Source organism: Pseudopedobacter sp. (assembly GCF_040392825.1).
In the GTDB taxonomy this organism is placed as follows: Bacteria; Bacteroidota; Bacteroidia; order Sphingobacteriales; family Sphingobacteriaceae; genus Pseudopedobacter.
Genome location: NZ_JBEBVH010000076.1, coordinates 1 through 15,624, shown reverse-complemented (window position 1 = coordinate 15,624; position 15,624 = coordinate 1). Strand labels below are relative to the sequence as shown.

The 15,624-nt window shown below is 36.9% G+C and carries 12 protein-coding genes; 6 read left to right on the top strand and 6 right to left on the bottom strand.

Annotated elements, in window-relative coordinates; translation table 11 throughout:
• Window positions 1–744, top strand: a 744-nt coding sequence (locus tag ABWO41_RS07470) for a M3 family metallopeptidase (RefSeq protein ID WP_353135810.1), incomplete at its 5' end; no start/stop codon positions are given.
• A gap of 110 nt (window positions 745–854) precedes the next feature.
• Here ABWO41_RS07470 and ABWO41_RS07465 read toward each other — a convergent pair.
• Complete coding sequence (locus ABWO41_RS07465; RefSeq protein WP_353135807.1) at window positions 855–3,482, bottom strand: TonB-dependent receptor; 2,628 nt, start codon at window positions 3,480–3,482, stop codon at window positions 855–857.
• A 278-nt stretch (window positions 3,483–3,760) separates the two neighbouring features.
• Entirely contained in the window at window positions 3,761–4,267 is a 507-nt protein-coding gene (locus ABWO41_RS07460; RefSeq protein ID WP_353135804.1) for a DUF2911 domain-containing protein, read from the bottom strand.
• Window positions 4,268–4,429: 162 nt separating this feature from the next.
• On the opposite strand from ABWO41_RS07460, the gene ABWO41_RS07455 reads away from it, so the two are divergent.
• Entirely contained in the window at window positions 4,430–5,008 is a 579-nt protein-coding gene (locus ABWO41_RS07455; RefSeq protein WP_353135801.1) for a DJ-1/PfpI family protein, read from the top strand.
• Between the two features lie 59 nt (window positions 5,009–5,067).
• On the opposite strand, the gene pgi is transcribed toward ABWO41_RS07455, so the two are convergent.
• Window positions 5,068–6,708, bottom strand: a complete 1,641-nt coding sequence (gene pgi / locus ABWO41_RS07450) for a glucose-6-phosphate isomerase (RefSeq protein WP_353135798.1) — start codon at window positions 6,706–6,708, stop codon at window positions 5,068–5,070.
• Window positions 6,709–6,804: 96 nt separating this feature from the next.
• Entirely contained in the window at window positions 6,805–7,374 is a 570-nt protein-coding gene (locus tag ABWO41_RS07445) for a thioredoxin family protein (protein ID WP_353135795.1), read from the bottom strand.
• A 108-nt stretch (window positions 7,375–7,482) separates the two neighbouring features.
• On the opposite strand from ABWO41_RS07445, the gene ABWO41_RS07440 reads away from it, so the two are divergent.
• A complete protein-coding gene (locus ABWO41_RS07440) occupies window positions 7,483–10,008 on the top strand; it encodes a TonB-dependent receptor (RefSeq protein ID WP_353135792.1) in 2,526 nt (841 codons plus the stop codon).
• Between the two features lie 15 nt (window positions 10,009–10,023).
• A complete protein-coding gene (locus tag ABWO41_RS07435; protein ID WP_353135789.1) occupies window positions 10,024–11,175 on the top strand; it encodes a hypothetical protein in 1,152 nt (383 codons plus the stop codon).
• A 55-nt stretch (window positions 11,176–11,230) separates the two neighbouring features.
• On the opposite strand, the gene ABWO41_RS07430 is transcribed toward ABWO41_RS07435, so the two are convergent.
• Window positions 11,231–12,151, bottom strand: a complete 921-nt coding sequence (locus ABWO41_RS07430) for a PorP/SprF family type IX secretion system membrane protein (RefSeq protein WP_353135786.1) — start codon at window positions 12,149–12,151, stop codon at window positions 11,231–11,233.
• A 239-nt stretch (window positions 12,152–12,390) separates the two neighbouring features.
• Between ABWO41_RS07430 and ABWO41_RS07425 the strand changes: the two genes are divergently transcribed.
• Window positions 12,391–13,164: a LuxR C-terminal-related transcriptional regulator gene (locus ABWO41_RS07425; RefSeq protein WP_353135783.1), complete on the top strand. Its 774-nt coding sequence runs from the start codon at window positions 12,391–12,393 to the stop codon at window positions 13,162–13,164.
• Window positions 13,165–13,224: 60 nt separating this feature from the next.
• Here the strand turns inward: ABWO41_RS07425 and ABWO41_RS07420 are convergent, their stop codons facing one another.
• Window positions 13,225–14,502: a chloride channel protein gene (locus tag ABWO41_RS07420; protein ID WP_353135780.1), complete on the bottom strand. Its 1,278-nt coding sequence runs from the start codon at window positions 14,500–14,502 to the stop codon at window positions 13,225–13,227.
• 127 nt (window positions 14,503–14,629) lie between these two features.
• On the opposite strand from ABWO41_RS07420, the gene yiaK reads away from it, so the two are divergent.
• Window positions 14,630–15,619, top strand: coding sequence for a 3-dehydro-L-gulonate 2-dehydrogenase (gene yiaK / locus ABWO41_RS07415; RefSeq protein ID WP_353135777.1), 990 nt, complete (start codon window positions 14,630–14,632; stop codon window positions 15,617–15,619).
• Window positions 15,620–15,624: the final 5 nt, after the last annotated feature.

Sequence of the window (15,624 nt, the reverse complement as noted above, 5' to 3'; positions counted from 1 at the left end):
GGAAAAAGTATTTCTCCTATTGTTTCGATAGTATGTAATTTTACACCTCCAAATGGAAATGAACCTGCATTGTTAACACCTGATGAAGTAGAAACATTCTTCCATGAATTTGGCCATGCTTTACACGGTTTATTGTCCAATGTAAGATTCGAATCACTTTCGGGCACATCTGTAACCCGCGATTTCGTAGAATTGCCTTCTCAGTTCATGGAACATTATGCTTTCGAAAAAGAAGTTTTGAATCAGTATGCAAAGCATTATAAAACAGGAGAAGTTATTCCACAAGCCTTAATAGACAAAATGAAAGCAGCATCTAAATTCAATCAGGGCTTTGCAACTGTCGAATATCTGGCAGCTTCATTATTAGATATGGCTTATCATTCCTTACCTTCTGGAAAACCTGTTGAACCGCGTAGTTTTGAGCAGACTGAGATGGCTAAAATCGGGCTAATTCCACAAATAGCTCCCAGATACAGAAGTACTTATTTCCAGCATATTTTCGCGGGCGGATATTCTGCCGGATATTACAGCTATATATGGTCTGAAGTTTTGGATAGCGACGCGTTTGCCGCCTTTAAAGAAACAGGAAATATCTTCGATCCAAAAACAGCAGCATCCTTCAGAAAAAACATATTAGAAAGAGGCGGAACTGTTGAACCAATGGATCTGTATAAGGCTTTCAGAGGTAAAGAACCCGACATCAAATATCTATTGCAAAATAGAGGATTAGAAAAACCACTATAAAATAAAGGCTGTCCCAAAATAGTAAACCCCAAAAGTTTTTGTCTAACTTTTGGGGTTTACTTCAAAATCGGACAGTCTTTTGCAAATATATAGTTGAAGTGAAGACAGTTTTAGAAACCTAATCTTAGAGTCGCTCCGTAAGTTCTTGGATCACCTAATACCCCTGCATATAAGCCTGAGTTTCCTGCCGCAGCCTGCAATTGCTCAAAATAATTTGTGTCAGTGATATTTCTTCCCCACACAAAAATGGAAAATTTATCTGATCTGAATCCTAATCTTCCGTTTAACAGAGAATAAGCATCTACTACCAATACTTTAGAAGGTGTTGGGTTTGAAGAATAATCTGAGCGATAAGAAACATCAGCAGCTATAAAAAATCTTCCCGATTTACTAATTAAATTACCTGCAGTACTTACTTCGGCACCACCTGAAATGTTCCATTTTGATATACCCGGCAATCTGCCACCAGAAGCGTCTTTAAATGCTACTTGAGTAGAAACGCCGTCAATTACCTCGGTATGACCAGTTTCTTCCAAAGGAAGTGGTGCATTTGTAAATTTCTCGTATTTACCATCTAAATAAGCAACAGCGGCATTTAAAGTCAGGAATTTCTGCAATTGGTAACTACCATCAACCTCCAGTCCTTTTACCCTTACTTTTTCTGCATTAGCTAAATAGCCTCTATTTACACCTAGCTGTGGTGATTGTACATTGGTTTGGTAATCTTTAATATCCGTGTTAAAAGCGGTTACATTTAATAAGGCACCTGCAATTGGTTTTGATTTAATACCCAACTCATAATGTTGTACATATTCTGGTTTTACTACCGCCACAGATAAATCAGCTTCTCCAGTTGAAGTAGTAGGTAAACCACCTACATTAACTCCGACTGGTTTATAAGCCGTCGAGTAAGTTGCAAAAGCGTTGAATTTATCCAAAGGTCTGTACGCCAGGGTGAGGTTACCAGATAAATTGTTATTGTCTGTACTGGTATTAAACGCTTGATTCTTATAAACATCGCCTTTAAGTTTTAGCAGAACAGGGTCTGTAGTTTGCAAACCTCCATAAGTTTGTCTGTCATAATCAACATCCTTTTTATCGTATGTAAATCGAATACCAGGTAAAATATGTAAATGGTTTATAAACTCCCAATCTGCCTGAGCAAAAACCGCTGCACTCAGTGATTTAATAGTAGAGTTTGTTTTTATTCCAAAATTATCCAGTAAACCGGGAGTCGAATATCTCGCCTGATCGCCTGTATTACTGGTTTGCACAAACCTCCATTGGTCACTACCCACTTCCTCTGTTTGATCTAAACCTTGCAGGTTTTGTCCAAGTACAAATACACCTACTACACCGCTCAGTTTACTGGTAATATTTCCGGCATATCTGATCTCTTGAGAATATTGATCATGGCGACTATTTCCTTGTGATTTGGTAAGTGCAGAGAACTCGGTAAAATCCCTATCATTGGTAGGATCCCAGTTCCAGAATCTCCAGGCTGTAGTAGATGTCAAAGTACCATTACCTATTTTTCTATCAATATTCAAAGAAATTCCACCGATGGATTGATTCTGTCTCCACGGCGTATTGGTATATATTTCTCTTGAAAAGGGATTTATTTTAGGTAATTGATAGCCGAGACCTGTTGCACCTGATACAATTTCGGCATATTGCCTATAGGCACTTCTCTCTGTTGTAGTAATACCTGCTACCACCAAAGGATAACCCGCTGGATGTTGAAAGCTTGCATCTCCACTTAGTAAAATTTCCAATTCATCAGAAGGAGCATATAATAGCTGTCCTTTTAAACCCAGGTTATTTTGACCGCTATATTTACGTTCTTCAACAGGGTTCCAAATTGTACCGTCTCTTTGTGTCCCAGATAATGATATTTTAGCCGCTAAATCTTTCGCTATAGGGCCAGTGATGGTTGCTTTCGCCTGGATAAAGTTATAATTACCAAAGCTCAACTCTGCTTTTGAACTCGGAATAAAACTTGGCTTTCTGGTAGTGATATTGAAAGCACCTGCAGTAGTATTTTTTCCAAACAAAGTCCCTTGAGGGCCTCTTACTACTTCTATTTGTTCTATATCAATAAAATCTGTAGATGTTGCTGCCGGACGGGCATGGTAAACACCGTCTACATAAAACCCTACTCCCGGGTCGATACCATCATTTGTTAATCCAAATGTAGAACCCAATCCCCTAATGTTTAGTGTGGTATTTCTCGCATTTGAAGCATACAACTGAACAGATGGGACCAATTCTTTTAAACGGTTTACGTTAAAAGCCCCGGCATTTTCAGCAGCCTGACCTCCAATAACTGTAATTGGAATAGGTACTTCTTGTGCTATTTCGCTACGACGTCTAGCAGTAACAACAATTTCTTCCAGAAGGTCATCTTCTACAAGAGTTAATTGAACAGGAGTATTCTCAAATCTCAAAACCTGAAAATCCTGTGGCTTTTGGCCAACAAATGTTGCCCTAAGGAAGAATGGAGGCTCAACACTCACCGATATACGGAAATTTCCATCAGCATCTGCGACAGTAGCAGATTTAGTACCTCTTACTATTATAGTAGCTCCGGGTAAAGCTTGACCTTTACTATCCCTGATAGTCCCAGTTACAACATGTTGTGCAAAAGCCACATTTCCTACTAGCAGGACGGGCAATAATGCATATAATACCTTAGTTAGGGTAAGGTAACTCTTTTGTACTTGTTTTCTCTTATACATTTGTAGTTTATTTAAATAATATATAATCTATTGAATTACTAGACAAATGTATTTTAATTATTGAAATTTGTATAGATTATTTTTTGATTTCACTGTAAACATTTGAAAATCAGTATAATATTTTTTATATAATCTATTGATTTAATAGTTTATGGTAACCTAGGTTTATGAAGCATAGAAAATTATAATCTTAAAATAAAAAAAGCCAGATATAATCTGGCTTCGTATTCTACTATATTTTAGATTTACTTATTGATGAAGGAAGCTAATATTCCTTACTATTTAACTTTAAATCCAACTTGTACATCTCCCCACAGAAGATCAACATCTCCTGATTTTGCGATAGTGAATGTCATCTTTTCTGTAAAAGATTTCGATTTTGTAGGTTTTGCTACTATTCTTAAAGCGTCTTGCTTTTCATCGTACTTGTAAGCCCCCCATTGGTCCCAGGTTTTATTAAATATAATAGTCCACTCTTTTACTCCTGGAATAGTAAACAATGCATATTTACCTGCTTTTAATACCTGTCCATTGATCTTTACGTCCTGACTTACTTCAAATTGAGTGGCAGCATTTGCACCAGTTCTCCAAACTTTTCCGTACGGTGCTATTTCATTACCTATTGTCCTACCTTTTACAGACGGTTGCGCATAATTGATTGTGACTACCGTTCCTTTACTTATTGTCTCCTGAACTGTCGCTGGTGGACTCAAAACTGGCTTTTTTTGGGCGCTTGCTACCACTGTAGTTACCGCCATGATAAAACATAATAAGATCTTTTTCATTATCAAAATGTAAATTAAGTTGATCTAAATTTAAGCTTATATCTTGTAAAACAAAGTTAAATTTTGATTTATATTGAATTGTAAGGATGCCATCAAAAAAAAGAATAATTACCTCAGTTCTTTAAAATTATTCGTATATTCTGCTTAAAATTAATTATCGCTATGAACAAACGAATTTTAATGCTAGCAGGTGATTTCGTCGAAGACTACGAAATTATGGTGCCTTATCAGGCGTTGCTTTCTGTAGGTTTCAGTGTTGATGTCGTATGTCCCGATAAGAAAAAAGGCGAAAACATTGCAACTGCAGTACACGACTTTGTTGGCTTCCAAACCTATGCTGAATTACGGGGTCACAATTTTGTACTTAATAAAAGTTTTGATGAAGTAAATCTTTCGGATTATGATGGTCTGTATGTTTGCGGAGGTCGCGCTCCCGAATATATCCGATTAAATCAGAAAGTGCTGGATTATACCCGCCATTTTTTTGAACAGAATAAACCGGTAGCCGCTATATGTCATGGTATCCAGATTTTAACAGCTGCTAACGTGGTAAAAGGAAGAACATTAACTGCTTACCCGGCCGTGGGACCAGAAATCACTCTTGCGGGTGGTATATATAAGGAAATACCTGTTGACCAGGCTATTACAGAGCACAATTTAACAACATCTCCAGCCTGGCCAGGGCATCCCGCCATTTTAAAAGAATTCTATAAGCTATTAGGTATTTCTATCCATGGCTAAAAGGAAAGGCCGCTTGTTTTAAGCGGCCTTTGTTATTTTATATCTTTGGTCTTAAAGAACTATCTCCACTTCTTGAATTTGTTGATCAAACCATTGGTAGAAGCATCATGAGATGTAACTTCATCATCATTTTTTAGTTCCGGAAGAATTTTTCCTGCCAATTGTTTTCCTAACTCAACACCCCACTGGTCAAAACTGAAAATATTCCAGATAACACCCTGCGTAAAAATCTTATGCTCATACATTGCAATTAAGTTACCCAAAGTTTTTGGTGTGATTTCTTTTACTAAAATAGAGTTTGTTGGTCTGTTCCCTTCGAAAACTTTAAACGGTGTAATCTTAGCAATCTCTCCGGCAGATTTTCCTGCTAATTCGGCTTTTACTTCATCTTCCGTTTTTCCGTTCATTAACGCTTCCGTTTGCGCAAAGAAATTAGACAGCAATAAAGTATGGTGTTCGCCAATTGGATTATGTGATTTTGCTGGTGCAATAAAATCACACGGAATTAGTTTAGTTCCCTGATGGATCAATTGATAAAAAGCGTGTTGTCCATTTGTTCCCGGTTCACCCCAGATAACCGGACCAGTCTGATAAGCGACTGCTTTACCACTTCTGTCTACATATTTACCATTACTTTCCATATCTCCTTGTTGGAAATAGGCTGCGAAACGATGCATATATTGATCGTAAGGTAAAATAGCTTGTGTCTCTGCTTCAAAGAAATTATTATACCAAATACCTAACAAAGCTAAAATAACAGGGACATTTTCTTCAAAAGGCGCTGTTTTAAAATGATTATCCATTTCATGGGCACCTTCCAGTAACTCCTCAAATTTATCAAAACCAACACTTAAAGCGATTGGCAACCCGATAGCACTCCATAAAGAATAGCGACCGCCAACCCAATCCCAAAATTCGAACATGTTCTCGGTATCAATTCCGAATTTACTAACGCCATCTGCATTAGTAGAAAGTGCTGCAAAATGCTTGGCAACATCAGACTCTTTTGCCCCCGATTTCAGGAACCATTCTCTAGCCGAGTGCGCGTTTGCCATTGTTTCCTGTGTGGTAAATGTTTTAGAAGCAATCAGGAACAATGTAGTTTCCGGATTTAAATTTTTAACCGTTTCTACAATATGCGTACCGTCTACGTTAGACACAAAATGTAGGTTCAGATGGTTTTTGTAGGCTTTCAGTGCTTCGGTAACCATTACAGGCCCTAAATCTGAACCGCCTATACCTATGTTTACCACATCGGTGATATTCTTTCCCGTAAAACCTTTCCACTCTCCGCTAATGATAGCATGGCTAAATTTTTTCATCTTAGCCAAAACACCATTTATTAATGGCATTACATCTTCGCCATCAACTAAAATGGCATCATTGCTTCTATTTCTCAATGCAATATGCAATACAGCTCTATCTTCAGTTTCGTTAATTTTCTCTCCACTGAACATAGAATTAATAGCCTCATCCAATTTACACTCTTTCGCCAACTGGATTAATAAAGCCATTGTTTTTTCGTCTATTCTGTTCTTAGAATAGTCAACCAATATATCGTTAAGTTGAATTGAGAATTTCTCAAATCTCTCCGGATCTTCTTTAAACAGGTCTCTTAAGTGCTTATCGGCAATATCTACCAGATGATTAGAAAGGTACTCATAAGCTGGAGTTTCTGTAAAATTGATTTTAGATAACATGATACGTTTTCTTAAAATTATGTTTTAAAATAATGGCGCAATATAAGAATTGTTACAATTCAAAAGCCCATTTTTTATGAAATATGCCCCATTTAACTAGTTCAAAGTCCTAAGGAGCTCTAACAACTCCTTTTGTGTAGACTGGGTTCTATCTTTTGCATACCAATAATGCAACTTCTCAGAAATTTCTGCCATTCCCAGGGAACTATCCTTTTTCAGCTCTGTCATAAGCTCTTGAGCCAAAACCGGTCGAGGTCCCCAGCTTGCTATTTCTTCATTACTCTGTTTGTCAATAACAACCAATTTGGGTATTGCCCGTCCTCCATTGGTTAAATATCTGTCCATAATCTCCAGATTTTGATCTCTCCAGATCAGATCCAGTTCTATTTTTCCATTTGAATATTCTTCAATTTTATTAAAAACAGGAACGATCTGCGATGCATCACCACACCATGCTTCTGTAAGAACTAAAAATTTATAAGCTTTTTGCAGTTGCATAAGTGTAGTCAACACTTCTTCATTCAATACTAAACTTTTATCCAGCCGATTCATTCTGTGGACATTCATTTTAGTGTATTCCAACATAAATTCCGAATGATCGTTTCCAGAGGTCTTACCTTCTGCCAACAATTGGTCTATAGTTAATCTGTACGCTTTATATTTCATTGTTTTTTTATAAAATGAAAGTGTCAAACTTATTATATTTATGATTTAAACCTTTTAGAGTCTATGAGGTCTAAGCACAAACACTTATATTAAACTTTATTTCCGATAATGACTTTTTGCCGAAACAAATTTATCTTATTTGCTGCGTTGCTTTTGATTAATATTACATCTTTCGCACAAAATAACACGAGTCTGACAAGTCCATCTCAATCAAGCAATCTAAATCTCAAAGGGAAAGCTGTAGATGAGAAAACCAATATCCCAATTGATTTTGCTACTGTGAGCCTGATTAAAGCTAACGAAACTCAGGCAATTGCAGCTACTCAGACAGATATCGATGGCAATTTCTCCTTTAAAAACATCAAAAATAAAGGCAGTTATAAAATTGTGATAAACTTTATTGGCTATGCTCCTTTCACAAAAACTTTCACCTTAAATAATTCAACCAACTTAGGTTCGTTAAAATTAAAACAAAGCGCTTCTTCTGTTCTTAACGAAGTTGTTGTTACCGGGACCAAAGATGTAATTCAGTTAGGAATAGATAGAAAGGTTTTTAATGCCGATCAGAGTTTAGCTACACAGGGAGGAACAGCAACAGATTTATTGGCAACTATTCCATCTGTTCAGGTTGATTTAGACGGAAATATCAGCTTAAGAGGGACCAATAATGTTCGCGTAATGATTGACGGAAAGCCTTCAACTTTTGGTGGTGGCGATATATCAGCGATACTGCAGTCTCTTCCCGCAAATGCAATAGAAAAGGTAGAGTTAATAACCAATCCATCAGCTAAATATGATCCGGAGGGACAATCGGGAATCATAAACATTGTTCTAAAAAGGAGTAAAAATGCGGGCTTTAACGGTAATGTAAATCTTTCTGCCGGACGATATGAGAACTATAACGGCGGAATGGGAATAAATTACAGGAATGAAAAATGGAATCTGTCCGGAAATTATAATTACAGGGAAGGAGACAGACGCGGAGCAGGCTTTAATTCAACCCAATTTCTCAATAATAATGTAACACCGTTTACATCTTCCACTCAAATACGTAACAGATTTAACCGGAATCACACGATAAAATTAGGTACCGAATATTTCTTTACTCCGAAGACAAGTTTAGGTCTTTCGGGAAATTTAAACTTGCAAAAGGAAAGAGATTATGAAGGGCTTACCCAGCTGTTTTACGGAAGCAATAACGAAATTGTAGACCGTGGGCCGGGATTTAATCTGGAAACTGAAGACAATAAAGGATATGATCTTAATCTTGATTTCTATCATAAATTCAAAACGGACGGAGAAGAACTGAGTGCAAACTTTTCTTTTGGAAACAGAACTGAGGATGAAAATGCCAATATTGTGCAAGAGTTTTTTGATAACAATCAGCAACCGTCTGCAGACAGACTGGGCATGAACCGTTTGAACGATGTTAACCAAAAAAGCAAAAACTGGAATTTTCAGATTGATTATACAAAACCATTTTCTAAAACGAGTAAATTGGAAACTGGTTACAGAACTACATTAAGATATAATGATGAGGATCAGGTTTCGGATACTCTACTCCTGAACTCTAATGTTTATGACAGGGACAGAACGCTAAGCAATTTGTTTGAACTGGAAGATATTGTTCATGCAGTATACACAAATTACCAGAATCAGCTTACCAATAATTTTGGCGTTCAGGTTGGTTTAAGGGCAGAACAGGCTTATTTAAACACCGACATTTCTGGTTTGGACAACAATAATATAATGCAAAGAAGTTCTGGCCGATTGGATTATCTGAGAGTTTATCCGAGTATTTATTTAACGCAAAAATTGAAAGGAGACAATCAGCTGCAATTAAGTTACTCGAGGAGAGTAAACAGGCCAAGAGGCTGGCAGGTAAACCCGTTTCCGGACGTTTCTGACAGGTATAACATCCGTATAGGAAATCCCAACCTGAAACCAGAGGATATACATGCTTATGAATTCAGCTATGCAAAATTCTGGAAACTGGTAACTTTTACTTCTTCAATTTATTTCAGACAGGTTAATGATGTTGTACAAAGTATAAGAAGAGAAAACCCGGACCAAAACGGGGGTACAATATCCGAATTTTATAATATTGCCAGAAGCAGATCGGCTGGTCTGGAGTTAATTAGCCGGGCTAACATTACTAAAAGTTGGAGCATTACCGGAAATCTGAATTTCTTCCAGTCTTATTTCAAAGGCGATGAAAGTCTGGGTATTAACGATAATGATGGTTTTAACTGGAACGGCAGTTTAAATTCTACGCTTTCCATAACAAAAGCATTGGCGGCACAGGCCAATTTTTTCTATATGGCACCAAGAACAACATCGCAAGGGAGAATGCAAAAGATGATGAGCTTGGATGCTGGCGTAAAATATGATATTTTTGGGCGTAAAGCCAGCCTGGGTTTCAATATGCAGGATATCCTGAACAGCAGAAAATTTGGTATGCATACGAATAATCAAAATTTCATTCAGGATTTCGAACGTAGCAGAGTAGGCAGAATGTTTAATTTTAGCATTAACTACAGATTTGGTAAAACAGATTTAAATAATAATCAAAAAAGAAATCGAAAAACCGAAGAAAGACCCGGCACCGGCGGAGAAGAAGAAATGGGATTTTAAAAAAGGTAGTTTCTAATGATGAGGATAACTTCGCGATTGATTTTTCTATTGTACATGAGCACCCTGTCTTTTGTTTCGTATAGTCAGGGTATTCAAATTGATGTAAAAGGGATTGTTCCGGGTAAGCAGGCAGAAAATATCCAAATTGTTGAACAACGGATTTCTGCGAACGTATACAGGGATTATAGCTATGTGGAGTGTTACTACCACTTGCGAAATACCGGGGCCGAAGTAGAAGCAGAAATGGGGCTTCCGATTATGAATTTTGTAGCTGCATCGCAAAATAATGTCAATCTGTATGACAGAAACAATTTTGAAGTGTTGGTGAATAACCGGCATATTAGCTACAGAAACATCTACATTCCAAAAACATTACGAGAGATAACCGGTAGCGGGAGTAATAAAAAAGCACTTGTTCGTTATTATAAAAAAAATATGCCTGGCTACGCCTGGCGTATCTACTTTCCACAAGAGGGCGAATTGCAAATAGTTGTTAAATATAAATTACCCGCCGGCAAAGCTCAGTCTTTTAATTATTTCAGTTACCAATTGGCTCAATCTGCCTTGTGGAAAGGAAAAATAGAACGTTCCGAAATATCGGTAAATCTGGCTGGAATCAATCCGGATTGGTTATTATCTGTAAGCCCTAAAACTAAAGAGCAAAGTCCGCAAAACATACAATGGCATTATAAAAATACCGAGAGCAAAGACAATATTCTCATAAAATACAAAGGTGGTTTTGTAAAGCAGAGAAATTTTTCCGAAGAAAAAGCGTCTTCTTCTATAAGCTATCTACTAAATAATAAGAAAGTATCCAGAAAGAAAATAGAGAAGCAAAAAAAGACCGAAGTCGCTTTTGTCAAAAAATTAGAAAATGGAGAAGTAAATGTTTTCACAAAAGGCTTTGTATTAAAAGCTTTTGCGAATGTTATTTCTGAAAGGTTCCCCGAAGCAAAAAAGAGATTCGAGAAACTGGACACCTATAAATTTGACACAAATTATAACCTGATTTTAAACGGAAAAAGAGTAAACAGAAATCAGGTATATGAAGCTTTGTACGAAATAGATTCTCCCAGTATTAAATCGCTGGAGTTAAAGGAACAATCGGACAGCGGTAGAACAGAAGTAATTCTTGAGACTAAAAAGTTTGCCACTTACGGCGCTTAGATTAGTTACCAAATCTCTTACTGGTTACGTGTAATAGGAGATTAATTATAAATTGTTAAAAATAACAGGAAGTCTGGTCTTTGGTTTTCCCGAAGATTCTGGCTTTTAGCATTATTTCGTGACTGCCTTTCTGTATTTTCGCTAACTCTGTATTGGTAAAATCGTAAGAATATCCAAATTGGATACTTGGTGTTATAAAGAAAGACGCCATTAAATCGAATGATTCCTTTGTCCTGTATGAGGCTCCCACCCAAACCGTTTCACTAATTAGCAGATTAGCATTAAAATCCAGTTGCACAGGCGATCCGTTTACATACTTTGCCAAAAAATTAGGTTTGAATTTAAAATTTTCACCTAACTGTAATAAATAGCCTGCCTGCACCATATAATGTGGCCTGTACTTTGTACCCGCGGCTTCTTTACCTAATGAAGCGATATCACGATAATAAAAATGAGGTGAAGAAAAACCTAAATAGTATTTTTCGGAAAAAAGCATTACTCCAAATCCAAAATTCGCCCGCATTTCTTTAGAATTCTGAAATACCGGATCGTTTATTGAGCCCGGACTGTAGTTATAATTATCCGAATAACTCGCTTTAAAACTACTTACACCACCATTAAATCCAACCGACAGAAATGTCTCGTCAAAAATCTCTACCCTTTGCGCTAAAGATAAATATCCGCCTGTCTCCTGTATAACTTCTCCAATCTGGTCATTAATCAATATAGCTCCCATTGAAGTATTAGAGTCATTAATTGGAGTATGCAGGGTTAAAGTCTGTGTTCTTGGCGCTCCTTTAAAACCAACCCATTGCATTCTGGAAACCCCTGTGATGGTAAAAGCATCGTCTAAGCTGGAATAAGCCGGGTTTATAGCTAAAGTATTGAACATATATTGCGTATACATAGCTTGTTGTTGGCTGTAAGAAACCAAATACAATATACATAATACTACAATAAGGGAAATTTTCCTCATGCTCAACCCACAGATTAATTTACATAATCTTATACGGAAGAGCTCCTTATGAGTTACTTTTATTCCATATTTAACCCATCATTAACAGTTTCTTTACAATAGAATCTCTAATTTGAGACTTTCGCTTCAAATTTGTTAATTCTCTATTAATCAAACCCAAGTATGAAAAAAACAAAATTCAGGTATTTATCTCTTTAATAAAATTAAGTATTTTCACCCCCTGATGTTATATACTAACCATGAAAACCGAAACACACCTTCTTAGTAAAGTATGGGATGATTATCCTGAAATTTTCGGAAAAGAAAATGCACTATTGGAGGTTCCATCGATAGAAAATTTCATAGCTGAGATGTTTGCTGTTGGAGAATTCTATTATTACGTAATAAATTTATGTGACGGAACAGTGTCCAACTTTCATGAGAACGTCCTTAAACTCCATGGACTTAAACAATATCCATCGCATTTAAAAGAGATTATTAATCTGATTCATCCCGAGGACATTCCATTTGTGATGGAAGCAGAGAGAATGTCTATAGAAAAGATAAAAGAAATTGGTTTTGAGCATCAGATGAATCTGAAAAGCAGCTATTGTTTTAGGATGAAAACACCTAATGGCGAATATCAAATGTTCCACCATCAGGCACTTCATACCAGAAAAAGTCAGGACGGGAGACTGATGCAGACAGTGAATATCCACACCAATATCCACCATCTAAACCCGATAAATAATTATATTGTTTTGGTATCAGGTGTAGGCGAACGTAACGATTTTCATCAAATGCATTATACTAAAACGTTTTCGCTGGATACCTGTTGCCCGGAAAACCTGAGTAAGAGAGAGCTGGAAATACTTCACCTGATAGCGAAGGGATTATCCAGCAGGAAAATTTCTGATTTTTTAATGCTGTCTGACCATACTGTACGCACACATAGAAAAAATATCTTAAAAAAGACACAAACTAAGAATAGTTCTGAACTGATAAAAAAGTGTATCGAGTGGGGATACATCTAATAACTGATTACTAATTGCCTCTATACTTTTATCTCTCTCGAAAAAACCTGCATAAACAAATTACTTTTGACTATGCCCCGAATTCAAATTGTAGGTATAAACGTTATAAGGCAATAAAAGTACCGCGAATGATTTAGCAACGAAGGCCGCTAAAAGCAAGGGAAGAAACAGACTGAAGCCATTTGGGACAAGATTGCAGACCAAGAATAAAGCGGTTAAAGGCGCATGAATAGCCGCTGACAATGTGGCCGCTGCACCAACCAAAGCAAAATTCAACACTAATAAGTGCGTTCCAAAAAATTTATTACACAAACTTGCAAACAGAACTCCTAAAACAGCCCCAGCAACAATACTCGGAGCAAACACACCGCCATCGCCACCGGCCCCCAACGTTAAAGATGACGCTATTGGCTTTAAGAAGACAAGTAACAACAATGTCAGGATAAATGAATTTCCAATCTTAGCTTCTAAAGAATGTTCTAAAACCTCCTTTAACCCATGGTAACTGTCTCCAAATAAAAATGGTAAAAAGTAAATAAGTGTACCAACTGTTATAGCACCCAAATTTACACGGATAAAATTGTTGTTTATTTTGGAAAAACCATCTTTAATTTTAATAACAGCTAATGTAAAGTAGGTAGCCAGGGCACCGCCCATAAGACTTAAAAAAAAGAAAAACGGGAAAGCCGACCACTTCCAATTATCAATTGTAAAAGGCAATAAAGTATGTCCGTCAAAAAAATAAATGAAAAGACCTGCTACAATCGCAGATGTTGTACAACTAATTATTAAAGATTTATTGATCTTTCTGGCAATCACTTCCATAGCAAACAGCCATCCGGCAATGGGGCTGGCAAATAAGACCGCCACTCCGGCAGTAACTCCGGCACAAATCATTTCTCTCTTAAAAGCATAAGCTGCCATCTGCTTTTTATACGCTACATTTCCTACTGTAGCCGTAGCAACCACTGTAGAGACTTCTATGCCAGTAGAACCACCAAAAATTACCGTAAAAAATCCGTTTATATAATGGGACGGTATTTTAAAAAAAGGCAAATGATCTTTTCTTTGATCCAGCGTTTTATAAATTTCTGTTATACCTTTATTCTTTCGATTTTTAAACGCATACTTTCTTAGAAAATAGATTATAGTAATGCCTACCGATGGTAAGATAAAAAACCACCCAGGATAGTCAGACTTAACCCTTTCAAAAATCACTTCCTCAAAATGTTCGGTTAAATGCTTTAGAGATTCAGCAATTATAGCACAAACAAGACCGATTAGAAGAGACGTAATAATAAGTTTTACATAATGGTAGGTAAATATTTTATTCCTCATTTCCCTATTTCCCAGATTCTAAGCATTGCGCACAAAAGTAAGACTATCTTAGGCTCAATCAAAATTATATTAAAACCCATTAAATTTTCCTTAGCTTAGCCTATCAAGACCAAGAGATTTTATTATCATGGCTAAAGTAACCTATCAGAAATTATTCCGAGAGTTTGAAAGAGTTTTATTAAAATCAGGCTTCAGCCCAACTAAAGCTTCAGCTATAGCGCAAATATTTACCAATAATAGTTTAGATGGAGTATACTCACACGGATTAAACCGCTTTCCTGTATTTATTGATTACGTGAGGAAAGGTTGGGTAGATAAAAATGCCGAACCCCAGTTGGTAAAGAGCTTTGGTGTAATAGAACAATGGGACGGGCAATTGGGACCTGGGATGTTGAATGCCGAAATATGCATGCAAAGGGCAATAGAACTGGCAAAAAAGAATGGTATGGGCTGCGTAGCTTTAAAACGTACCAACCATTGGATGCGTGGAGGTTCTTACGGCTGGCAAGCTGCCGAAGCAGGTTGTATTGCTATCAATTTCACAAATACCGTTGCTATTATGCCTCCTTGGGGGGCTAAAGAACCTGCAATTGGGAATAATCCGTTAATTATAGCCGTTCCCCGTAAAGACGGGCACATTGTTTTAGATATGGCTATGTCGCAATATTCTTATGGCAAAATGCAGGAAGCAGAATTAAAGCATGAAGAGCTTGGCTTTTATGGGGGTTATGACGACTCAGGAAGTTTAAGCAGAGATCCTGTTGCTATCAGGAAGACAAAACGATCTTTGCCTGTTGGCATGTGGAAAGGTTCTGGACTAGCTATTATGTTAGATTTACTGGCCAGTATTTTAAGTGATGGCCAAACCACTGGTGATATTACACAAAGCGAAGGTGAGACCAATATTTCTCAGGTTTTTATTTGTATTGATCCTGACTTAAATTCCAATTATGAGAATATTGCCAATAAAATTCTCAACTATACTAAAGATGCTCAAAATATCGATGGTGATACAGTATACTATCCCGGAGAAAAAACTTTGCGAACCAGACGGCAAAATGAAAAAGAGGGAATTCCTGTTGATGATCTAATGTGGCAAAAGTTAATGGATTTGTAGCATTT